Source organism: Methylobacterium sp. AC315 (genome assembly GCF_979253755.1).
The window spans coordinates 67,718-90,043 of the sequence record NZ_CEEDEA010000012.1; the positions used below are offsets into that span (position 1 = coordinate 67,718).

Below are 22,326 nucleotides of genomic sequence, written 5' to 3' on the forward strand. Positions count from 1 at the left end.
CGCGACAGCCGTGGTGTTGACGGCCAAATCTACAATCGCGAGGCGCAGCGATGTCAGGAACCGCCAAGAAGACAGATCCGAAGCTGTGGGAGACGGTCAAGCACGCGGTCACCGAATCCGACAAGGGCGGCAAGCCCGGTCAATGGTCGGCCCGCAAGGCTCAGATGGCGACCGCGGAATACAAGAAGGAAGGCGGCGGCTACGCCGGCAAGAAGGCGTCCGACAACCACCTCACGCAGTGGACCGAGGAGGAATGGGGCACGAAGTCCGGCGCCGAGAGCGGCGAGACCGGTGAGCGCTACCTGCCCAGGAAGGCCCGCGAGAGCCTGACCGATGCGGAATATGCGGCCAGCACCGCCAAGAAGCGCGCGGACACGCGCAAGGGTAAGCAGTTCTCGAAGCAGCCCAAGGCCGCGGCCGAGAAGGCGGCGGCGGCGCGCAAGGGCAGCCGCGAAGGCACCACGAAGGCGGAGCTGATGCGCAAGGCCAGGGCGCAGAACGTCTCGGGCCGCTCGCGGATGTCGAAGGCCGAACTGGAGCACGCCGTCCAGGCCTGACCGGGACCGCACAGATGAAGACGTCCCGGGATGTGATCCCGGGACGCTTCTCGACCAAGCGGCCAGTCTGATCGGGCTGGGGATGCTTAGGTCAAGGGGTTTCGGCGGCGCTGCTCAGTACGAGCCGAACTTGTAGTTCAGGCCGGCGCGGACGACGGCGAACTCGTCGTCGCGACGACCGATCGGGCTGTAGTAGGCCGGGACGAGGTTGGCGGCGTTGACCACCAGGGCACCCTGGTTGCGGTTGCCGCGATCAAGGTTGACGTACAGGCCTTCGACCTTGAGCGTCACGGCGCTCGAACGGAAGAAGTTCAGGAACGAGTCTGTGGGGAGCGCGTACTCGATGCCGCCGCCGACGGCGTAGCCGGTGCGGAAGCTGTCGTTGCCGGCGTAGCCGCCGAACGAGCGGTCGGCGCTGCCCGAGCCGTAGGCGAAGCCGCCGGTGCCGTACACGAGGGTACGGTCGAAGGCGTAGCCGAGGCGGCCGCGCACGGTGCCGAAGTAGTCGAGGCTCGACAGGCCGCGCGGGTCGGTGACGTAGAGGCCCGGGGCGACGGCGCCGCTGATGAAGGCGTTGTTCCGGTTGCGGCCGAAGTCGAGGTACTGGGCGTCGGCCTCGATGCCGACGACCACGCCCGAACCCGGGGTGAACTGATAGTTGTAGCCGACCTGGGCGCCGCCCGAGAAGCCGTCCTGGCTGCGGTCGCGGAAGGTGGCGGTGGTGCCGACGGCGGCGTAGGGGGCCGGGATGCCGAAGACCGAGTTGTTGGAGCGGCTGCTGGCGTCGAACGCGTAGCCGGCGTTGATACCGAAGTAGGCGCCGGTCCAGGTGAACACGGGCACCGGGGTGAAGATCGGCGGCGGGGCGGCGCGGCGCGGCAGGTCGGCGGCCGAGGCAGCGCCGGTCAGGAGGGCCGTGGCGGCGCTCGCGAGAAGAAGCTTCTTGATCATCGGGTCCTCTGTCTCCCGTTCGGCGGGATGTGTGCCCGGCAACAGAGACGGCAGGTCGGGGAAACGCGATAGTGCAGCGCTGCAACAGCGCCTCCAGGGTCCCGGACCGGTGGTTGGGTCCGTGCGATTGAGCACATCCCGCGCCCAAGAATGCCACTTGAGCCCGAAGATTTGTATCTCGACGTTTCCGGCAGCAAAAAACCCCGCCGCACGAGGCAGACGGGGCTTTAGTTTGCTCGAGAACATTCCCAGGACCAACCAGGAAGCTTCGTGCTCACTTAGATCGGAGTGGCCGGCGCCTCGCAAGCCCGTCCGGGACTATTGATGGGTGTTAAGATTAATTAAAGCCCCCTGCCGCCTGTGCGGGGGCTGTAAACCCTCGGTGAATAACCGCCATCCCGCTAACAGTCTGCGTGGCGCGGGCATGCCCCGGCCCCGCGGCGTGGTCCGCGGGTTGCGCTCGGACGCCATCCTGTGGTGACGCTCCCGGCATGCTGAACCCGAGATCATCCGCCGTCGCGCGGGGCGGCGCCAGAGACCGGGCGGTTGCGCCACGTCCGCGAGCGTAGCGCGCCCATGTTCGGCTTCTCCTTGAGCTCCACCGAGCCCGACAGCATCGCCCACATCATCCAGGTCGCCCTGGCGCCGGCTTTCCTCCTGTCGGCGCTCGCAACCCTGCTGAACGTGTTCTCCGCCCGTCTCGGCCGAATCTCCGACAAGGTCGATGCCCTCTCGGGACAGATCGCCAAGGCGACCGACATGGAGGCCGCGCGCCTGTCCCGCAGGCTGACCTTCCTGCGGCGGCGCTCCTTCGTGCTCGATGTCGCCGTGGTCCTCGCCTCGCTCGGCGCCTGCCTGATCGGGATGGCGGTGCTGACGCTGTTCGTCGGAGCGATGCGCGATGCGGCGACCGCCTCGATCCTGTTCGCCTGCTTCGGTGCGGCACTGGTCTGCACGGTCGCTGCGATCGGGGCGTTCATGACCGAGATCCTGATGGCGGGTCACGGCGTGCGCGACGAAGTCGAGCACCAGCAGGACAAGGTCCCGGCCCAATCGTGACCGGCTCGTCTTTCGCATTGCACGGCAAAGGAACTTCGTCTTAATCTCGAGGGTGCCTGATTCTACGCGTCCGCTTCGTCCGAGTGTTCCGCCATGAGCGTCGCGATCCTTGTTGCCCTCATCGCCGGTGCTTTGTGCCTCGGAATGCTGTCGTCCATCCTGCCGTCCGGGCGGCGGGACGAGGACGAGGAACTGGCCTGCGAGAACGACTACTTCGACATCGGCGGACCGGTCATCGACCTGAAGCCGTTGATCCCGCTGATCGAGGCGCCGGCCCTCGAAGCGAAGCGATAGGCCCGGATCGCCGGGAGGGCCGCCGAAGGGCCGGCGGCCCCGCATGTGAGGTCAGGCGGATTCGCCGTCCGAATCGTCCGCGTCCAGGATGGTCTCCAGGTCGCCCACCAGGGCGTCGAGCTGGTCGGCGGTGGCCTTCAGCTTCAGCTTGGTGCCGTCCTCGGCCTCGACCGCGATTTCGATATGGTCCCCGACCTGGGCGGCCAGGGCCTGCTTGATGGTGTAGGTGGTCACGTCAGCGGTGTCGGCCATGCCTGTCTCCGTGTTGGCTGCGGGCAACGCGGATCCTCGAGCCTTGGTGCTGCGGCAGAAGCTCGCGTTGATGGCGCCGCGCGGAGCGGGGCCAACGCTAGCCGCGGGTTCGGCGATGCGTCGGCACCTGCCCAACATCCGCCGCATGCCCATCCGCCACCCGAGGGGGCGGCGGCAGCAGCGGCGGCCGGGGCCGCTCGACGATCACCGCCTCCAATACCACCGGTCGGGCGGGCTTGGTCAGGGCGAGCGGCTTGCCGGGTCTCGACGCCAGGGTGCCGGCGGCCCAGAGCGCCAGGCACGACAGGCCGACCAGCACGCCCGTCCAGGACGGTTCCGACCGGACCATCAGGGAGGCGGCGCCCGTGAGGGCGGAAGCGGCCGCGAGCAGCCGGGGCGTGGGATCACCGGACATCACCGCTCCATCCTCACTGAGGCGGACTGACGGCCGGTGAAAGGAATCACTCGAATGCGAGTCAATCCGCCAGGCTGGAGGGCGTCTGCCAGGCGGTGCCGGGATGCTCGCGGATGTCGCCGGCCCGGGACCCGGTATCGGCGTCGCTGGTCCAGTCGCTGGGCTCGGTGAGGCCGGCGATCTCCGCTTCCGGGTAGGCCGCCGCCAGGAACAGGCGCGCCTCGCCCTCGGCCTCCGCCCGCACCGTCACGAGGGGCTTGTCTCCGTCCGCGTCGCGAATCTGGGCGATGAACAGCTTCGTCATGGGGCCTCCGCGTGGGGCGACGCACCGTCGTTCCCGAGAGCGTCCGGCGCCAACGGGCCGGTGGCAGGATGGTTCAGGTCGGCGGCCCGATGGCGCCAAAATTCCCTTCCGCGGCACCTGTGGCCGTGGCGATACAGCTTGAGTGTGGAAAACCGGGTAATTTCCCGCTCGATAGGAACATTCGCTGGGGAAAGACCAGTTATGAAGACGCTTCTGGCCTCGTTGGCCGCCTTTACTGCCCTGACCGCCGCCGCCTCGGCCGCCGACCTGCCGCGCCGCGCCGCCCCGCCGCCGATCTTCACCCCGGTGCCCGTGTTCACCTGGACCGGCGCCTACTTCGGTATCAACGCCGGCTACGCGTTCGACGCCAGCAGCAACAGCACCTCCAGCTTCGGCATCCCGGCCGCGTTCGCCACCGGCGTCGCCACGGCGAACTTCAGCCAGCGGAACCAGGAAGGCTTCTCCGGCGGTGGCCAGGTCGGCTACAACTACCAGTTCACCCCGGGTTCGGGCGTGGTCATCGGCGTCGAGGCCGACGCCCAGTACCTCGATTTCGGCCGTGGCCGGAACAACGCCTTCGTGACCGGTGGCGGGCTGCGTCCGGGCTTCTACGTGACCGACCCGCGCGGCCTGTCGAGCCTCGACTTCTTCGGCACCGTGCGCGGCCGTCTCGGCTACGCCTTCGACCGGGTCCTGGTGTACGGCACCGGCGGCTTCGCCTACGGCTCGGGCAGCGCTGACCGTTCGTTCGGCGGCTTCGCCGGCAACGACAGCTTCCGCACCGGCTGGACCGTCGGCGGCGGCATGGAATACGCCCTCCCGGTCGACTCGTTCCTGAACTTCTTCCGCTCGTCGGCCGTGACGCTCAAGGTCGAAGGCCTGTACGTCAACCTCGACCGCAACACCCGCAACCAGGGTGCGTTCGTGATCAACGCCGCCAACAACGTTCCGGCCTTCTACAGCGCCATCGGCCGCCGCGACGACGAGTTCGCCGTCGTCCGCGCCGGCCTGAACTACAAGTTCGGCTCGTACTAGGACCAACGCCGCCCGGCCGATCAGGCCGGGCGGACATTGTGCCGGCAAACGCCTCGGGTGCTTCCGCGCCCGGGGCGTTTGTCGTTGAACATGGCCAGGACGGCACGGAACGGGGTTTTCGGGCCTGGACGACGGACGGCCCCGTCTTCAGCCCGTGGCACGGGCTGGCGGCGCTCCGACCGCTCGGCTCGATCATGCGGGCGCGCCGGGCAGTCTACCCGGCCTCGGCGGGATTCCGTGCTGCGCAGAACGGCTGCCCGCTCCGCAAGCCCGTCAGAGCCGCCGCGCTGCGGGTCTGTGCCCTCCGGCGGGGGGCGGGGCCCCGGAACAGCCCCGGCGCCGTCACCGTTGTCCAGGTCATGCCGGCCCCGGCCGGTCCTTCGGGATGTGAGCGTTTCATGACCAGCCGTACCCTTCAGTCCACGCTTCTCGCCCTCGCCCTCGTCGCGGGCAGCGCCGGGATGGCGGCCGCCCAGAGCACGCCCAACGGCAACACCTCGACCTCCGGCTCGCCGGCCGGCAGCAACAGCACCGGGAACGGGGCCACGGGCAGCGGTGCGGCGCCCAGCGGAAAGTGACCCGGCCTCGACCCTGAGCGCCATGTAATCGGTCGATCCCGGAGCCCCGTGCTCCGACGACCGTGCCGCCTTCAACCCCGCAGCCCGACCGGGTCCGCGGGGTTTTTCGTGCGCCGGCCCCGGAGGAGCGGAGCGCGCCTGGCGTGACACGCCGCGAGACCATCCGCCTGCGGAAGCGAGCGAGCGCCCGTCGGCTCCCGATAGAGATCGGCCCGAATTCGGAATCCGTGACACGAAGGCTCGCTTGTCTTGCGCGATGGACTGAGGTTCGATCCCTTAGATGCCGGCGTTCTCGAGGATTATATTCTACGTCCTGGTATCGCTGCATAAATCCGGTATCCCAATCGTGGAAGCTTGACCTTTCATCTGCAAACCAGCACGTGACATCAGCACGTGGCCGGCTGCGCACGCGCATGTCGGGATGCACGACTCGGGCGATGCGGTCGAAATCAGTCCTGGAGATGGGCGGGGACGGGCCTGGTCTGCTTCAAGCCGCGGCCTGGCGTGAGGCCGTGGCGCCGTTCTGGGAGTTCGCCATCCGGCCGGAGGATGTCGCCGACTTCCGCGGGCAGTCGCAGGTCCGGCACCTGGGCAACGCCATCCTGTGCCGGGCGGGGGCCTCCGGTTTGCGGTTCGAGCGCTCGCGCGCCCTGGTCGCCCGGATGGGCGTCGATCACATCCTGGCGCATGTCCGCGTCTCCGGCCGCTCCCGGATCGAGATCGACGGCAGCGAATACGATTGCGGGCCCGGCGATATGTGCCTGTTCGACCTGTCCCGGCCCCTGGCGGCCCGCTCCACGGATTACCGCGCCCTGACGCTGGTCCTGCCGCGGCCGCTGTTCGGCGCGGGGGCGGTCGATCTCGACACGCTGCACGGGACGGTCCTGCACGGCACGACGCCGTTCGGCAAGTTGCTCGCAGACCATCTCCGCTCGCTCAGCGCCCATGCCGACGGGTTCTCGGAACGCGAGGCCCGGGCGGCCGCGGAAGCGACCGCGACGCTGCTCGGCGCTGCCGTGCCGCGCCTGTCCGGAGGCGAGCGGACCGACCGGGCGCCGGAGCGCGCACCGATCCTCCTCGTCATCCGGCGGGTGATCGAGGCCGAGTTGGCCAACCCGGGCCTGACCGCCGAGGCGCTCTGCGGGCGGTTCGGCGTCTCGCGCAGCACGCTCTACCGCCTGTTCGCCCCGATGGGCGGCGTGGCCGGCTACATCCGCCAGCGCCGGCTCGACCGCGCCTACCGGGACCTCGCCCGCCCCGGGGACGGCCGCTTCGCGCGGATCTCGGAGGTCGCCTACCGGTGGCATTTCGAGAACCCCGCGCATTTCACGCAGGCCTTCCGGGACGCGTTCGGTTGCGCCCCCCGGGACGTCCGCGCCCAGACCCGCGCCCAGATCCAAGCCGGCGCGCCGCCCGCCCCGCTCCCGGCGCGCCAGGGCTGGGCCGACTTCTACGACTGGATCCTGCGGCTGTCGGCGTGAGCCGCCTCGCCCCGCTCCTTCGGGGCGCGGGACGGCCGAACGGTACCTCGATCGCGCCGGCCCTTGTGCGCCCGGGGCCGGATCGCCCATAACGGCCCCGATGAAGTCTCGGATTCGGCACGGGCGCTCGGGGCGCGGCTGGTGGGCGATCGCCGCCCGCATGCTCGCGCTCGTCTTGACCCTCTGCCTGGCCGGACCGGGCGTCGGCCTCGCGGCGGACCTGGCGTTCCATGCCGGCGGCCATCACGACCGCGTCGACGGGCCATCGCTCGCGGAGGCCGGCACCAGCGTCGATCCCGGCGTGACCGAGCACCTCCATTGCGGCTGCCACCAGGTCGCGCCCCTGGAGACCGGAGCCCTGGCGCCGCCGGTGGTTCCCGTCCGTCCGGTCGCGGTCCGGATCTCCGGCGCCCTCCCCTCGGTCGTGCCCGACCGCCTGCCCCGGCCCCCCCGCGCCTGAGCCGACGCCGCCGGTCTCGGCGCGCGTCCTGGCCGGCCTGCCCGCGCGGGCGTCCGGCTCGCCCTCACGCGTCATCTGAACGGGATTCCCCGGACGCCGCCGAGCGGCGCGCCGCGGTCCCGGCCGAGCAGGCCTCCATGCGTCTCCGTATGTCCGTTCTCCTCCTCTCCGCTCTCCTCCTGGCCGCCGGCATCGTCGTCGGGGCCGCGGTTCCGGGCGTGTCCGGCTTCGTCCGGGACAGCCTCGGGGCGGTCGGCCTGCCCCGAGCCACCGGCCATCCCGGCTCCGAGCCCGCCGGGCACGATCACGATCATGGCCCGACGCGGGCCGCCGCGCCGGAAGGGCGAGAATTCCAGAACCAGGCGCACCAGAGTGAAGGGCATCCGGACCACGAGCACGCCGAGGCGGGCGTGATCCGGATGCGGCCCGAACAGGTCGCGGCGCAGGGCATCGCGGTCGCGCCGGTCACCGGCGGCACGCTGGCCCGACACCTCCTCGTCCCCGGCACCATCACCCCCGATACCGACCGGATCGCCCGGGTTCCCGCCCGGGTGGTCGGGACCGTCGCGGAGATGCGCAAGCGCCTGGGCGACGCCGTCCAGAAGGACGAGGTCGTGGCCGTGCTCGACAGCCGGGAGGTCGCCGACGCCAAGAGCGAGTACCTGACCGCCCTGGTCCAGGTCGAACTCCAGACGATCAACTTCGAGCGCCAGCAGAAGCTGCTGGCCTCGCGCTCGGCCTCGGAATCGGCGTTCCAGAGCGCCCGCGCGGCGTTCCTCGAGACCCGGCTGCGGGCTGACCTGGCGCGCCAGAAGCTGTCGGCGCTGGGGCTCGACGCCACCGCGGTCGCGGCCGCGCAGAAGCGCGACGAGGCGACCCCGATGCTCTCGACCCTGCGCCGCTACGAGCTGCGCGCGCCGTTCGCCGGTCGCGTGGTCGAGCGGAAGGTCGATGTCGGCTCGGCGGTCGGCAAGGAGGGCGACCCGGCCGAGATCTACCTGGTGGCCGACCTCTCCACCGTCTGGATCGAATTGTCGGTGCCGACCCTCGACCTCGCCCGGGTGCAGGAGGGCGCCCGCGTCACCGTCACCCCGGGCCGGGAGGGCGGCGGCCGCCACCAGGAGGGCCGGGTGATCTTCGTGAGCCCGTTCCTCAACCCGGAGACCCGCTCGGCCCGGGTCGTGGTCGCCTTGCCCAACGCCGACTTGGCTTGGCGCCCCGGTACCTTCGTCACCGCCGAGATCGAGATCGACCGGGATCCCGTGCCGGTCCGGGTGCCCAAGGCGGCGCTCCAGACCGTGGCGGGTGCGCGTGTGGTCTTCGTCCGCACGCCGGAGGGCTTCGCGATGCGCTCGGTCGAGCTCGGGCGCTCCGACGACGAATCCTACGCGGTCACCGCGGGCCTCGCAGCCGGCACCGAGATCGCGGTCGGCAACACCTTCCTGCTGAAGGCCGAGCTCGGCAAGGCCGAAGCCGGCCACGACGATTGAGGCGCCGGACATGCTCAGCCGCATCCTCGACGTCGCGATCCGCCAGCGCTGGCTGGTCCTGCTCCTCGTGCTGCTGGCGGCCGGCTTCGGCGCCACGGCGCTGACCAGGCTGCCGATCGACGCGGTGCCCGACATCACCAACAACCAGGTGCAGATCAACACCCTGGCGCCGTCGCTGTCGCCGGTCGATATCGAGCGTCAGGTGACCTATCCGGTCGAGACCGCGCTCGCCGGCATCAAGGGGCTCGACCACACCCGCTCGCTCTCGCGCAACGGCTTCTCGCAGGTCACCGCGGTCTTCGACGAGCGGCTCGACATCTACTTCGCCCGCCAGCAGGTCGCCGAGCGCCTGTCGCAGGTGAAGGGCGACCTGCCGCCCGGCGCCGAGCCGCATATGGGCCCGATCTCCACGGGGCTGGGCGAGATCACCATGTGGTCGGTCCAGTACGCCAAGCCCGGCGGCCGGACGGTCGCCCCCGCGGGCCGGCCGGGCTGGCAACCGGACGGGAGCTACCTGACCCCGGAGGGCCAGAGTCTCGCCACCGAGCTGGAGCGGAACGCCTACCTGCGCACCGTGCAGGACTGGATCATCCGGCCCCAGATCCGCACCGTGCCGGGGGTGGCCGGGGTCGACGGCATCGGCGGCTACGAGAAGCAGTACCACGTCCAGCCGGACCCGACGAAGCTGACCGCTCTCGACCTGTCCTTCGGCGACGTCGTCCGGGCGCTCGAGGCCAACAACGCCAACCAGGGCGCCCGCTACCTCGAGGATAACGGTGAGGGCTACGTCGTGCGCGCCGCGGGCCGGCTGGAGAGCATGGAGGCGATCGCCGACGTGGTGGTGGCCACGCGGGGTGGCGTGCCGGTGCGGGTCCGGGACGTGGCAGCCCTGCGGTTCGGGCGCGAATTGCGAACCGGCTCGGGCAGCGTGGACGGCCGGGAGGCCGTGATCGGCACCGCCCTGATGCGGATCGGCGAGAACAGCCGCACGGTCGCGGCCGCGGTCGAGGCCCGCATGGCTCAGATCCGGCGGACGCTGCCGCCCGGGATCGTGGTGCGGACGGTGCTCGACCGGACGGTCCTGGTCGAGGCCACGATCCGCACGGTGGCCCGGAACCTCGCCGAGGGCGCGGCCCTGGTGATCGCGGTCCTGTTCCTGCTGCTCGGCAACATCCGGGCGGCCCTGGTCACGGCCCTGGTGATCCCGGTCGCCATGCTGATGACGGTGACCGGCATGGTCGAGGCCAGAATCTCGGCCAACCTGATGAGCCTCGGCGCCCTGGATTTCGGCCTGATCGTCGACGGCGCGGTGATCATCACCGAGAACGCGCTGCGCCACCTCGCCGAGCGCCAGCAGGCGCTGGGCCGCGGACTCACCCTGGAGGAGCGCCTGCAGACGGTCCGGGCCTCGGCCGAGGAGATGATCCGGCCGTCGCTGTACGGGCAGGCGATCATCATCCTGGTCTACGGGCCGCTCCTGACCTTCACGGGGGTCGAGGGCAAGATGTTCGAGCCGATGGCGCTGACCGTGATCCTCGCGCTGGCCTGCGCGTTCGTCCTGTCGCTGACCTTCGTGCCGGCCATGATCGCCATCGTGATCACCGGCCAGGTCACCGAGGCCGACAACCCGCTGATCCGGGGCCTGAAGGCGGCCTACCGGCCGCTGCTCGCCGCGGCGATCCGGGCGCCGGCGCCGTTCCTGGGGGCGGCCCTGCTGCTGCTGGCCGGGGCCGGCCTGTTGGCGGCCCGGCTCGGCACCGAGTTCATCCCGCTCCTTGACGAGAAGAGCATCGCGCTCAACGCCAGCCGGATCCCCTCGACCTCCCTGACCCAGTCGCAGGCGATGCAGCTCAAGGTCGAGGAGGTCGTGGCGGGCTTCCCGCAGGTGGCCACCGTGTTCTCGAAGACCGGCACCGCCGAGATCGCCTCCGACCCGATGCCGCCGAGCGCCTCGGACACCTTCGTGATCCTGAAGCCGCAGGCGGAGTGGCCCGATCCCACGCTCACCAAGGCGGCCCTGCAGGCGCAGATCGAGGCGGCCGTGGGCGAACTCGCCGGCAACATCTACGAGTTCTCCCAGCCGATTCAGCTGCGCTTCAACGAGCTGCTGGCCGGGACCCGGGGCGACCTCGCCGTCAAGGTGTTCGGCGACGCGTTCGAGCCGATGCTCAAGACCGCCAACCAGATCGCCGCGATCCTGCGTGGCATCGACGGGGCCGACGACGTGAAGGTCGAGCAGATCGCCGGCCTGCCGGTCTTCGAGATCGGGATCGACCGGACCGAGGCGGCGCGGCTGGGCCTCAGCACCGGAGCGATCCAGGAGGTGATCGGCGCCGCGATCGGCGGCCGGGAGGCCGGTTCCGTGTTCGAGGGCGACCGGCGCGTCCCGATCGTGGTGCGCCTGACCGACGCCGTCCGGGAGGACCGCGAGGCCCTGGAGAACCTGCCCGTCCCCCTCCCCCCGGTACCGAACGGCAAGGTCGCCTCCGTGCTGCTGCGGCAGGTCGCCAGCTTCTCGGTGACCGAGGGGCCGAACCAGATCTCGCGGGAGAACGGCCAGCGGCGTGTCGTCGTCACCGCCAACGTGCGCGGCCGGGACATCGGTTCGCTGGTAGACGAAGCGCAGGCGAAGGTCGCCGAGCAGGTCGCGCTGCCGGCCGGCTCCTACGTGACCTGGGGTGGCCAGTTCGAGAACCTCGCCTCGGCCCGGCGGCGCCTGACCCTGGTGGTGCCGGTCTGCTTCGGCCTGATCTTCCTGCTGCTGACCTCGGCGCTCGGCAGCGCGCGCGACGCGCTCCTGGTGTTCTCCGCGGTGCCGCTGGCGCTCACCGGCGGGATCGCGGCCCTGTGGCTGCGGGGCATGCCGCTGTCGGTGCCGGCCGCGGTCGGGTTCATCGCGCTCTCGGGCGTCGCGGTGCTGAACGGCCTGGTGATGCTGAGCTTCATCAAGCAGCTCGTCGCCGAGGGCCGGCCCCTGCGGGCGGCGATCCTGGAGGGGGCCGTGACCCGCCTGCGGCCTGTGGCGATGACCGCCCTGGTCGCGTCCCTGGGCTTCGTCCCGATGGCGCTCGCCACCGGCACGGGTGCCGAGGTGCAGCGGCCGCTCGCCACGGTGGTGATCGGTGGCCTGATCAGCGCGACCCTGCTGACCCTGGTGGTCCTGCCGGCCCTCTACGCGCGATTCGGCCGGGGCGATGGTTCAGGCCCTACGAAGCATAGGACGGACGACGCGATCAAAGGAGGCATGCACTGACCCTGCATCCGCCGGTGCCGGTCCGGATATTTGTATGAATATTGGGATTTTTTCTGAATATATTTAATGATTCGGATCTATAGTGAATTGTCTAAATTTAACACGGCGAAAAATGGTCGTAACGAAACTCAGATGGAATGATCAAAATTTCACAAAGTCATGTCTGGGACTTGACAAGTTGTCAAATTAGCGTGAAATATTCTAAGCGAATCGCGAATAAGCTGCGGTAGTCTTCAGAGTAAATTCCCAATGAGATTCGGTATTCGGCGGAGACTCTATGCGGGGTTCGCACTCATCGTTTTGATCGCTGGCTCTATTGGGGGATACTCCATCTATCAGCAGGGGCTCGTTAACGAGCAATATGCTGCCCGCGGCCACCTGGAGCAGATCGCGCGCCTGATCCTGGTGGATAATGGCCTTTCCGGACGCCTGACCGCCCTCGCCGAGCAGTACCGCCTCGCGCCTTCGCCCGAGCAAATCACCGTCCTGGAGCAGACGCGGCGCGAGATTGAGGAGACTGGCGAGAAGCTCATCGAAAGCTCGCTCGTGGAGACGCGTCGAAAGATCTATCGCGAAATCCGCGACCATGCCCGCGCCCTGAAGCCGGAGCTGGATCGCCTCGCGACGGCCGGGGGCTCCCTGACCCAGGCCAAGGCGCACCTGTTCACCGGCGGCGACGCGCTGACCAGCGCGACCAACACCCTGGTGGCCGCGGTGCGCGCGCGGGCCAGCGAATCGCTGCTCGTCCGGGCGCAGGCCGTCGAGAGCGCCGTGCTCCTGGTCCGCGTCGCCAACTGGCGCTTCCTGGCGACGTTCGATCCGGTGGGGCCGGCGACCTTCGCGAAGAATGTCGAGACGGCCGAGGTGGCCCTCAAGGTCTTCCAAGAGGCCGAGGGCGCCGTCGTCTTCGCCCCCCTGACCAAGGCGGTGATCGAGAATCTGACGGCCTATCGCACCAACTTCCAGACGACCGTGACGGCCCTGGACGGGCTGAAGACGGTGTTCGAGACCAGCATCAAGCCGTCCGCAACCACGATCGGCGAGCGCTGTGACGCCGCGCGCGCCATGATCGACGCCGCGGTCGCGGAGAATGCTCGCGTCGTGGACGCCGCGGTGGCGTGGGCGCGGGCCGTCCAGATGGTGCTCGTCGGGCTTGCGCTGGTGTTGGGCGGCGGGCTGAGCCTCGTGATCGGGCGCAGCATCATCGGCCCGGTGGCCGGGATGACGCAGGCGATGCGCCGTCTGGCCGAGGGCGACACCGCCGTCGCGGTGCCGTCTCAGGACGCCACGGACGAGATCGGCGCCATGGCCAAGGCGGTGGCGGTGTTCCGCCAGAACGCCATCGCCCGGGCCGAGCTGGAGGCCGCCCAGGCGGCCGAGCAGGCGGCCCGCCTGAGCCGGGTCGAGCGGGTCGATCAACTGGTCAAGACCTTCGAGCAGGACGTGTCCGCCGCGTTGCAGGTGGTCACCGGGGCCGCCACCGAGCTCGACGCGACGGCGCGCTCGATGACCCAGGTCGCCGACGAAACCAACAGCCAGGCGGTGGCCTCCAGCGCCGCTGCCGAGCAAACCTCGGCCAATGTCCAGACCGTGGCGGCGGCCGCCGAGGAGATGGTCTCGTCCCTGCAGGAGATCGAGCGCCAGGTCGTCCGCGCCAGCGAGGTCGTCGGTACCGCCGCGCACGAGGCCGAGACCACCAACGCCGCCATGGCCAGCCTGCGGCTCGCCGCAGAGCAGATCGGCGCCGCGGTGACGACGATCTCGGGTATCGCCGGGCAAACCAACCTGCTGGCGCTCAACGCGACCATCGAGGCGGCGCGGGCCGGGGAGGCGGGCCGCGGCTTCGCGGTGGTCGCCGCCGAGGTCAAGGAGCTGGCTGGGCAGAGCGCCAGGGCCACGGAGGAGATCAGCGGCCAGATCGCGGCGATCCAGGCCGCTACCGGACAGGCCGCGGAGGCGATCGAGCAGATCGCCCGCACGATTGCGACGGTCAACGAGATCAGCGGCTCGATCGCCTCGACCGTGGTTCAGCAGACCGCGGCGACGAGCGAGATCTCGCGCAATGCCGGCGAGGCGGCCCGGGGTACGCAGGACGTCTCGTCGAACGTGGCCCGGGTGCTCTCCGCCTCGGGCGAGACCGGCAGCGCGGCCGCACAGGTGCTGAACGCCGCCGCCGAACTGACCGCGCAATCGCTGAAGGTCAAACAGGCGGTCGACGGCTTCCTGCGGGATATCCAGGCGGCGTGAACCCCATCACGCCGCGGCCCGGACCGCCTCCGCACCCGGCGGGTCGGCCTCCGCCGGCAGGCCCCTGCCCTTGACCAGGGCGTAGACCGCCGGGATCACGATCAGGGTCAGGATCGTCGAGGAGGCCATGCCGCCGATCATCGGCACGGCGATCCGCTGCATCACCTCGGAGCCCGCGCCGGTGCTCCACAGGATCGGCAGGAGGCCGGCCATGATCGCCACGACGGTCATCATCTTCGGGCGGACCCGCTCCACCGCCCCGACCATGATGGCCGCGCGCAGGTCCGCGCGGGTGAGGGGCCGCCCGGCGCGGGCCGCCTCCGCGCGCCGCTCGGCGAGCGCCTGGTCGAGATAGACCAGCATCAGGATCCCGGTCTCGGCGGCGACGCCGGCCAGCGCGATGAAGCCCACCGCCACGGCGACCGACAGGTGGAACCCCATCGCCCACATCAGCCAGACGCCGCCGACCAGCGCGAAGGGCAGCGACAGCAGCACGATCAGCGTCTCGGTCACCCGGCGGAACACGAGGTAGAGCAGCAGCACGATCACCAGCAGGGTCGCCGGGACGACGATCCGCAGCCGGGCCTCGGCCCGCTCCAGGGCCTCGAACTGGCCGCTCCACTGGAGCGTCACGCCCTCGGGCAGCGGTACCGCGCGCGCCACCACGTCCCGCGCCTCCGCGACGTAGCCGCCGAGGTCGCGCCCGGCGATGTCGACGTAGAGGTAGAGCGCGGGCCGCCCGTTCTCGCTCCGGATCGACGTCGGCCCGCGTACGAGCTGGATCGTCGCGACCGCCCCGAGCGGCACGGTCCCCCCGCCCGGGAGCGCCACCTGGACGTCATCGGCGATCGCCTGCGGGTCGGACCGCAGGGCCCGCGGGTAGCGCACGCTGACGCCGTAGCGCTCGCGCCCCTCAACGGTTGTGGTGACGGTCGCGGCGCCGAGCGCGGTGGCAACGACGTCCTGGACGTCGCCGACGGTGAGCCCGTAGCGGCCGAGCGCATCCCGATCGGGGGTGATGTCGAGGAAGGTGCCGCCCACCACCCGCTCGGCATAGGCGCTCGCGGTGCCCGGGACCGTGCGGATTGCCGCCTCGACCGTCCGGGCGACCGGTTCCAGGGCGGCGAGGTCCGGGCCGAACAGCTTGACGCCCACGGGGGTGCGGATGCCGGTGGCCAGCATGTCGATCCGGGCCCGGATCGGCTGGGTCCAGGCGTTGGACACGCCGGGAAACTGCAGGGCCTTGTCCATCTCGGCCCGCAGGCTCGCCAGCGTCACCCCGGGCCGCCACGCCTCCGGGGCCTTGAGCCGGATGATCGTCTCGAACATCTCCAGCGGCGCCGGGTCGGTCGCGGTGCCGGCGCGTCCCGCCTTGCCGTAGACCGAGGCGACCTCCGGGAACGTCTTGATGATCCGGTCCTGGGTCGCCAGCAGCTCGGCCGCCTTGGTGATGGAGAGGCCCGGCAGGGTCGTGGGCATGTAGAGCAGCGTGCCCTCGTTGAGCTCGGGCATGAATTCCGAGCCGAGCTGGCGCGCCGGCCAGATCGTGGCGGCCAGCATCCCGAGCGCCAGGACGAGCGTCAGGATCCGCGCCCGCAGCACCGCGGCGATCAGCGGCCGGTAGACCCCGATCAGCAGCCGATTCACCGGGTTGCGGTGCTCCGGGACGATCCGGCCGCGCACGAACAGGATCATCAGCGCCGGCACCAGGGTCACCGACAGCAGCGCCGCCGCCGCCATCGCGAAGGTCTTGGTGACGGCGAGCGGCCCGAACAGCCGGCCCTCCTGGCTCTCCAGGCTGAAGATCGGCAGGAACGAGACGGTGATCACCAGGAGCGACAGGAACAGCGACGGCCCGACCTCGGCGGCGGCCCCGACCAGGATCTCGGCGCGCGGCCGGCCCGGCGGCGCGCGCTCCAGGTGCTTGTGGGCGTTCTCGATCATCACGATGGCGGCGTCGATCATCGCCCCGACCGCGATGGCGATGCCGCCCAGGCTCATGATGTCGGCGCCGAGCCCGAGCGCCCGCATCGCCGCGAACGCCATCAGGATCCCCACCGGCAGCATCAGGATCGCCACCAGCGCGCTGCGCAGGTGCAGCAGGAACACGACGCAGACCAGCGCGACGATCGCGCATTCCTCGACCAGGGTGTGGGTCAGCGTCGCGATCGCGGCGTCGATGAGTTGCGACCGGTCGTAGACCGGCACGATCTCGGTGCCCGACGGCAGGCTCCTGGCGATCTCGTCGAGGCGATCCTTGACGCTCGCGATGACGGCGCGGGCGTTGGCGGCGAAGCGCTGCACCACGATGCCGCCCGCGACCTCGCCGGCCCCGTCGAGTTCGGCGATCCCGCGCCGCTCGTCGGGCCCGATCTCGACCCGGGCGACGTCGCGCACCCGCACCGGCGTGCCGTTGTCGGTCTTGAGCACGACGGCGCCGATGTCTGCGGTGCCCTTGAGGTAGCCCCGGCCGCGCACCACCACCTCGAACTCGGACAGCTCGACCGTGCGGCCGCCGACATCGGCGTTGCTCGCCCGGATGGCCTCGCGCAGGCGGTTCAGGCTGATGCCCTGCGCCCGCAGGCGGTTCGGGTCGACCACCACGGTGTACTGCTTGACGAAGCCGCCCACCGGGGCGACCTCCGCCACCCCCTCCCCGCGCGAGGCCGCGAACCGGACCACCCAATCCTGCAGGGAGCGCAGCTCGGCGAGCGTTCGCTGCCGGGCCAGGATCACGTATTGGTAGACCCAGCCGATCCCGGTGGCGTCGGGCCCGAGCGTCGGGATCACCCCGGCGGGCAGGCGGCCGCCGGCGCCGTTGAGGATCTCGAGCACCCGCGAGCGCGCCCAATACGGGTCGGTGCCGTCTGCGGAGATGACGGTGACGAACGAGACCCCGAACATCGAGACCCCGCGCACGACCTTGGCGCGCGGCACGGTCAGCATCGCGGTGGTCAGCGGGTAGGTGACCTGGTCCTCGACCACCTGCGGCGCCTGGCCCGGATACTCGGTGTAGACGATGGTCTGCACGTCCGAGAGATCCGGGATCGCGTCCAGCGGCAGGGTGCGCAGGGCCTGGACTCCCGCCGCTACCGCGAAGACGGTGCCGATCAGCACGAGCACGAGGTTGCGCGCCGACCAGGCGATCAGCCGGGCGATCATCGCCCGGCCTCCCAGTCGGCCGGCGGGGCGGCGAGGCTTGCCAGCGCCGCCTTCAGGTTGCTCTCGGCGTCGATCAGAAAATTCGCCGCGGTGACGACCCGCTCGCCGGCCCGGAGGCCCGCGCGGATCTCGACGTAGCCCTCGCCGCGCCGCCCGATCTCGACCGCGCGGGGCGCGAACCGCCCCTCCCCGGCCTCGATCAGCACCGCCTGGCGCGCGCCGGTCTCGATCACGGCCCCCTCGGGCACCGCCACCACCGGCTCGGTGGAGCCCGTGGCGATCTCCACATCGGCGTACATGTCGGGCAGGAGCAGCCCGTCCGGGTTCGGCAGCGCGATGCGGATGCGGGTCGCGCGGGTCTCGCGGTTCACCTGCGGGTAGATCATCCCGACCTGGCCGGTGGCGGTCCGGCCGGGCACCCGCACGGTCGCGGCCTGGCCCACGCGGATGCCGGCGAGATCGCGCTCCGGCACGTCGGCCAGCACCCAGACCTGCGACAGGTCGGCGATCCGGAACAGGGTGTCGCCGGCCGCGGCCTTCATGCCCTCCACGGCCCGGCGCTCCAGGACCAGCCCGTCCCGGGGCGAGGCCCAGGTGATCGCCCGCGGCACCGTCCGGGTGCGCTCCATCTCGGCGATCACGGCCTCGGAGACGTTCAGGTTGCGGATGCGGCGCCGGGCGCCGTCGAAGCCCGGATTGGCGATGAGCTGCGCGGCGGCGGCGTTGATCTCCGGCGCGTAGACCGAGACCAGATTCTGCCCCTTCCGGACCCGGTCGCCGGTGGTGACGTCCTCGACATGGTCGACATAGGCGTCCGCGCGGGTCGCCACCACGGTGACCCGGCGCTCGTCGAGCGCCACCGTGCCCGGCACCCGCACCGGCCGGGACACGACCCGGCGCTCGACCACGGCGCTGCGCACGCCGGTGCGCTGGATCCGGCCCGGCGAGACCGTGACGGTGTCCGGGTCCGGGTCGCCGCCGGCGTAGACCGGGATGTAGTCCATCCCCATCGAATCCTTCTTGGGTATCGGCGAGGTGTCGGGCAGGCCCATCGGGTTGCGGTAGTAGCGCACCGTCCGGCCGGGATCTTTTTTTGGCCCGTCGCCCTCCTCCGGCCCGGCCCGACCCGGAACGTCCTCCGTGGCGGGCCGGTCGAATCGGAGATCCTCGCTGGCCTGGACGGCCCGGAACAGGCGCCCGTCCTCGGTCATCATCGGCGACAGGGAATAGACCGGCTTGCCGTCCGGATCCTGGTAATAGACCACCGGCCCGGTGGCGGCGGACGGCTCGGCGGCGAAGCCCGCCCAGGCCCGCGCGAACAGCGGGATCGGATCGGGGCCGCCCATGCGTCCCGCCCCATAGCCGGCGCCCCCCGCCGCCAGGGCGGCGACGGTTCCGGCCAGCCAAACCGGGCGGCTCACGGCACGGCCTGGAAGACGAGCTTGTCGCTGACGGTGCCGGCCTCGCCCTGGACCTTCGCGCCCAGCGACAGCCGCCAGCCCCCCGCCATGGTGAGCTTGGTCCTGAACCGGTAGAGGCCCGGCTCCGTGGACGGGAGCTGCGCGAGGGTCGAGGTCATCTCGTCCATGCTGTCCGGGGCCATGTCGATGCGCTTGGCGAAGATCACCGCGTCGGTGACCGGCTGGCCGCTGCGCGTGTCGACCAGGCGGACCGTCAGGACCGCCTCGCCGACCTTGGCCTCCCGGGTGACGAGTTCGAACCGGTAATCCGCCGGCGCGGCGCGGGCCGGGGCGCACAGGGCAGTGCCGACGAGCGCGGCCGTGCAGGCGCGCGCCAAGGATCGGGCAACGGATTGGCAGGTCACACAGAATCTCCTGAACACGATGGCCGGCCGCACGGGCGTGCAGCCTCACGCGGGCGTCATGGCCCGCGGCATCGGGTTCAGGCTCGGGGCGGCTCGGGCGGCGGCGTTCCGGTCACGCTGGCGAACCGTGCCGCCTTCCGGGCGAACAGAGGCGCTCCGGTGGCGAACGGCACCGGCAGGCCGACCCCGGACGGCGGCAAGGAGGCGAGGCCGGCGAGGCACAGGGCCATCAGCGGGCAGCCCTTGAGACAGCCCGTGGACCCGTCCCCGTCCCCGGGCTGCTGGTCCGGCGGGGTCGCGGCCTCGGGCGGGCAGCAGGGCATGGCGTCCATGGCGGCGCCCGCCATGTTGTCCTTTTGCGCCAAGTCCTTTTGCGCCAAGTCCTTCTGCGCCATCGCTTGGCCGTGCTCATGCGGCGCGGCCCGCTCCGCTCGGGCCATCGTCGGCGCATGCATGCCGGCGACCGCCGCAGGGGCGGCGACCGGAAGCAGGGCGAGGCTGAGAACCGCCAGAAGCGGAAGCAGCCGCCGAAGGGCCAGCCAGAGGATCACGGTGTCAGGATGCCAGCTTTCGGGGCGAGGCGGAAGCGCCTCATCGTTCACCGGCGATCCGATGCCGGTTCGCGCGGGTCGCGCGCGCAGTCTGAGCGTCCTCGGCGGGTGATCAGCCGCGCCAGCCGCGGCCGCAGGGGCAGGGACAACCGGTAGGCCGCCTCCGCGACGGGCAGGATGGGCCGCAGCCCGAAGACGCGCAGCTCGACGAGGCGGCCGAGCCAGCGCCAGTTCGGCAGGACGCGCCACAGCCGCGCGAACGCCGCCGCCCCCGACACGAGCCGGCCGTCCGCGCCGCGCACGTGGAAGCGCCGCAGGGCGTCGCCCCGGTCGAGATCCGGCCCCAGGCCGGCCGCCGGCGCATCGCGCCCGATATCGACGAAGGCGATCCGCTCGGCCCCGCGGCAGTCGCGGTAATGGCCGATCTCGGCCCGGCAGAGCGGGCAGCCGCCATCGTAGTAGACGGTCAGGTCGGAGCTCATCGGATCAGCGCTCATGGTTTGCCGGGCGACACCTCACCCCGTGCCCGCAGCACGAGAGGTGGGCCGGCAGCGACCGGGTTTCGGTGCAGGCCCTGATCCAACGCCGGAGCACTCCGATCGCCCCGCGGGCGGACGTTGTCTCAGGGTCGCAGATGGTCCGGCCCGTGCCTTGGAAACCGTGCCGATGCCGGGCGAGGCTGACACAGCTGGTTGCGCGAGGGGGCCGAAAAGGCTGTCGGGCCGCAAGGTTCTGCGGGACGGATGGTGGGCCCGGCAGGACTCGAACCTGCAACCAGACCGTTATGAGCGGTCGGCTCTAACCATTGAGCTACAGGCCCTGCGCCCAGCCGAACGGATAGCCGATCGGGGGGCGCCCGTCACCCGGATTTCGTCGGAGCGCGGTGGCGCCGGGGGCGGGGTGCGGTCGGACTTGCGGTCGGACTTGCAGTCGGACTTGCGGGCTCCACCGGGGTGGTGTCCTTGATCCGCCACAGGGTGCGGGCCAGAATCGAGCGGTACGGCGCGAAAGCGGCCGCAACGGCGCGCGTGTCGGTGCTGTCGGTGAGCCGGCGCAGGCAGCCCACCGCCGCCACGTCGCCCTCGGGCCAGATGTCCGGGTCGTGGAAGTGGAAGATCCCGACCATGTCGGCGGTCCAGGGGCCGACGCCCCGGATGCCGCACAGGATCGCGGCGCGCTCGGTGTGCGGCAGTCCAGCGAGTTCGGGGCCGAGCAGGCCCGCCGCCTCGGCGGCGACGATCGCCTGAAGGGCGCGGACCTTGTTGCCCGAGATCCCGCAGCCCCGCAGCAGCGCCGGGTCTCCGGCCTCGAACAGCCCGCGCGGGCTCGACCCCGCCGCCGTCGCGGCGGCCTCGACCCGCGACCAGATCGCCGCCGCGGCCCGGGTCGAGAGCTGCTGGTTCACGACCTCGACGAACAGACGGTCGGCCACGCAGGCGTGCGGCGGCGGGTCGATCCGGAGCGGGCCGGCCTGCCGGATGGCGGCCTCCAGGCGTGGATGCGCCCGGGCGGCGTCCAGCAGGTGCGCGTAGGCGGTGGGGTCGAGCATCGCGGCGAAGATTAGAGCGCGCGCCGCCGAAGTGGAGACCGGTTCGGCGCAAGCGAGCGCGTTGAGACAAGGATTGAGAGCCGGTCCCGATTGCAACGCGATCTGGAGCAGCGCCGAGGGACCGGCCGCCGATGCGGCGATCGGTGCGATCCCCCGGTGGCGGGCACGATGCCGCGCGCGCCTTGCTGGGCGCCCGCCCCGATCCACTTCGGAGCGGCGTCGGACGCGAAGGCGGGCATGATGGACGGCGCCCTCGGATGCGGTGACAGCTCACGGTATGGCGCTCTTCTTCACCGCGGACACGCATTTCGGCGATCCGCACATCCTCCGCCACCGCCAGGCGCGGTACGACAGCGTCGCGGCGCATGACGCGGCCCTGGCCGCGGCCTGGAACGCCGTGGTCGGCCCCGACGACGCGGTCTGGCATCTCGGCGATTTCGCCGCGGGGGCGAGCCGGGAGCATTGCGCGGCGATGTTCGCCCAGCTCAACGGCACCAAGCGGCTGATCCGGGGCAACCACGATTCCAACCGCGTGCTCGATCTGCCCTGGGCGGACCCGCCCGCGGACAGCGCCCGGATCTCGGCCCTGGATTCCCAGGGCCGGCAGCACCGCCTGTTCCTGTCGCACTACGCGCACCGGGCCTGGCCGGGCCTGTGGCGGGAGACCCGCCACCTCTACGGGCACAGCCACGGCTGGCTGCCCGATACCAGCCGCTCCTGCGATGTCGGCGTCGATGCCTGGGACGACACCCCGGTCGGCCTCGACGCCATCCTGGCGCGCCAGGACGCGGCCGAGCTGGTGCCGGAGGAGATCGCCCGGCACGGGCTGCGCTGACCTCCGCGGAGGGCACCGCGATCTCAAT

At 71.2% G+C, this 22,326-nt stretch carries 21 protein-coding genes and 1 tRNA gene; 11 read left to right on the forward strand and 11 right to left on the reverse strand.

Going from position 1 to position 22,326, the window contains the following annotated elements; translation table 11 throughout:
- The first annotated feature begins 50 nt into the window (after positions 1–50).
- Positions 51–557: a hypothetical protein gene (locus AC0IY0_RS19345; protein WP_471765031.1), complete on the forward strand. Its 507-nt coding sequence runs from the start codon at positions 51–53 to the stop codon at positions 555–557.
- Positions 558–671: 114 nt separating this feature from the next.
- Here the strand turns inward: AC0IY0_RS19345 and AC0IY0_RS19350 are convergent, their stop codons facing one another.
- Positions 672–1,508 (reverse strand): outer membrane protein, encoded by an 837-nt coding sequence (locus AC0IY0_RS19350; protein ID WP_471765032.1) that lies wholly within the window; start codon positions 1,506–1,508, stop codon positions 672–674.
- A gap of 576 nt (positions 1,509–2,084) precedes the next feature.
- Here AC0IY0_RS19350 and AC0IY0_RS19355 point away from each other — a divergent pair.
- The gene (locus tag AC0IY0_RS19355; protein ID WP_147910777.1) at positions 2,085–2,567 is read left to right on the forward strand and encodes a DUF2721 domain-containing protein; all 483 of its coding nucleotides are present in this window, start codon (positions 2,085–2,087) and stop codon (positions 2,565–2,567) included.
- Positions 2,568–2,660: 93 nt separating this feature from the next.
- A complete protein-coding gene (locus tag AC0IY0_RS19360) occupies positions 2,661–2,861 on the forward strand; it encodes a hypothetical protein (protein WP_147910776.1) in 201 nt (66 codons plus the stop codon).
- Between the two features lie 51 nt (positions 2,862–2,912).
- On the opposite strand, the gene AC0IY0_RS19365 is transcribed toward AC0IY0_RS19360, so the two are convergent.
- The 3 genes from AC0IY0_RS19365 to AC0IY0_RS19375 form a co-directional block, all read right to left on the reverse strand.
- Positions 2,913–3,113, reverse strand: coding sequence for a hypothetical protein (locus AC0IY0_RS19365; RefSeq protein WP_147856358.1), 201 nt, complete (start codon positions 3,111–3,113; stop codon positions 2,913–2,915).
- 97 nt (positions 3,114–3,210) lie between these two features.
- Positions 3,211–3,528 carry an energy transducer TonB gene (locus AC0IY0_RS19370; RefSeq protein WP_471765033.1) on the reverse strand — a complete coding sequence of 106 codons (318 nt, stop codon included), beginning with the start codon at positions 3,526–3,528 and terminating at the stop codon, positions 3,211–3,213.
- 61 nt (positions 3,529–3,589) lie between these two features.
- Positions 3,590–3,832, reverse strand: coding sequence for a hypothetical protein (locus AC0IY0_RS19375; protein ID WP_147856356.1), 243 nt, complete (start codon positions 3,830–3,832; stop codon positions 3,590–3,592).
- Positions 3,833–4,033: 201 nt separating this feature from the next.
- Between AC0IY0_RS19375 and AC0IY0_RS19380 the strand changes: the two genes are divergently transcribed.
- The 7 genes from AC0IY0_RS19380 (at position 4,034) to AC0IY0_RS19410 (ending at position 14,376) form a co-directional block, all read left to right on the forward strand.
- Entirely contained in the window at positions 4,034–4,867 is an 834-nt protein-coding gene (locus AC0IY0_RS19380) for an outer membrane protein (RefSeq protein ID WP_147910775.1), read from the forward strand.
- Positions 4,868–5,265: 398 nt separating this feature from the next.
- Positions 5,266–5,445 carry a hypothetical protein gene (locus tag AC0IY0_RS19385; RefSeq protein ID WP_147910778.1) on the forward strand — a complete coding sequence of 60 codons (180 nt, stop codon included), beginning with the start codon at positions 5,266–5,268 and terminating at the stop codon, positions 5,443–5,445.
- A 437-nt stretch (positions 5,446–5,882) separates the two neighbouring features.
- Positions 5,883–6,926 carry an AraC-like ligand-binding domain-containing protein gene (locus tag AC0IY0_RS19390; protein WP_471765035.1) on the forward strand — a complete coding sequence of 348 codons (1,044 nt, stop codon included), beginning with the start codon at positions 5,883–5,885 and terminating at the stop codon, positions 6,924–6,926.
- 100 nt (positions 6,927–7,026) lie between these two features.
- Positions 7,027–7,386, forward strand: a complete 360-nt coding sequence (locus tag AC0IY0_RS19395) for a hypothetical protein (protein ID WP_419828397.1) — start codon at positions 7,027–7,029, stop codon at positions 7,384–7,386.
- Positions 7,387–7,523: 137 nt separating this feature from the next.
- Positions 7,524–8,876, forward strand: a complete 1,353-nt coding sequence (locus AC0IY0_RS19400; protein ID WP_471765038.1) for an efflux RND transporter periplasmic adaptor subunit — start codon at positions 7,524–7,526, stop codon at positions 8,874–8,876.
- A gap of 10 nt (positions 8,877–8,886) precedes the next feature.
- A complete protein-coding gene (locus AC0IY0_RS19405) occupies positions 8,887–12,129 on the forward strand; it encodes an efflux RND transporter permease subunit (protein WP_471765040.1) in 3,243 nt (1,080 codons plus the stop codon).
- Between the two features lie 249 nt (positions 12,130–12,378).
- Positions 12,379–14,376: a HAMP domain-containing methyl-accepting chemotaxis protein gene (locus AC0IY0_RS19410; RefSeq protein WP_471765041.1), complete on the forward strand. Its 1,998-nt coding sequence runs from the start codon at positions 12,379–12,381 to the stop codon at positions 14,374–14,376.
- Between the two features lie 6 nt (positions 14,377–14,382).
- Here AC0IY0_RS19410 and AC0IY0_RS19415 read toward each other — a convergent pair whose 3' ends face one another.
- The 7 genes from AC0IY0_RS19415 to AC0IY0_RS19445 form a co-directional block, all read right to left on the reverse strand.
- Complete coding sequence (locus AC0IY0_RS19415; RefSeq protein ID WP_471765043.1) at positions 14,383–17,538, reverse strand: efflux RND transporter permease subunit; 3,156 nt, start codon at positions 17,536–17,538, stop codon at positions 14,383–14,385.
- Positions 17,535–18,959: an efflux RND transporter periplasmic adaptor subunit gene (locus AC0IY0_RS19420; RefSeq protein ID WP_471765044.1), complete on the reverse strand. Its 1,425-nt coding sequence runs from the start codon at positions 18,957–18,959 to the stop codon at positions 17,535–17,537. The genes AC0IY0_RS19415 and AC0IY0_RS19420 overlap by 4 nt, the downstream gene beginning before the upstream one ends.
- Complete coding sequence (locus tag AC0IY0_RS19425) at positions 18,956–19,363, reverse strand: FixH family protein (protein ID WP_471765046.1); 408 nt, start codon at positions 19,361–19,363, stop codon at positions 18,956–18,958. The genes AC0IY0_RS19420 and AC0IY0_RS19425 overlap by 4 nt, the downstream gene beginning before the upstream one ends.
- Before the next feature lie 77 nt (positions 19,364–19,440).
- Positions 19,441–19,965, reverse strand: coding sequence for a hypothetical protein (locus tag AC0IY0_RS19430; RefSeq protein ID WP_471765047.1), 525 nt, complete (start codon positions 19,963–19,965; stop codon positions 19,441–19,443).
- Complete coding sequence (locus AC0IY0_RS19435) at positions 19,962–20,396, reverse strand: thiol-disulfide oxidoreductase DCC family protein (protein WP_471765048.1); 435 nt, start codon at positions 20,394–20,396, stop codon at positions 19,962–19,964. The genes AC0IY0_RS19430 and AC0IY0_RS19435 overlap by 4 nt, the downstream gene beginning before the upstream one ends.
- 262 nt (positions 20,397–20,658) lie before the next feature.
- Positions 20,659–20,734, reverse strand: a tRNA-Ile gene (locus AC0IY0_RS19440).
- Positions 20,735–20,773: 39 nt separating this feature from the next.
- Positions 20,774–21,463 (reverse strand): DNA-3-methyladenine glycosylase family protein, encoded by a 690-nt coding sequence (locus AC0IY0_RS19445; protein ID WP_471765049.1) that lies wholly within the window; start codon positions 21,461–21,463, stop codon positions 20,774–20,776.
- 277 nt (positions 21,464–21,740) lie between these two features.
- Between AC0IY0_RS19445 and AC0IY0_RS19450 the strand changes: the two genes are divergently transcribed.
- Positions 21,741–22,298 (forward strand): metallophosphoesterase, encoded by a 558-nt coding sequence (locus AC0IY0_RS19450; protein ID WP_471765051.1) that lies wholly within the window; start codon positions 21,741–21,743, stop codon positions 22,296–22,298.
- Positions 22,299–22,326 lie beyond the last annotated feature (28 nt).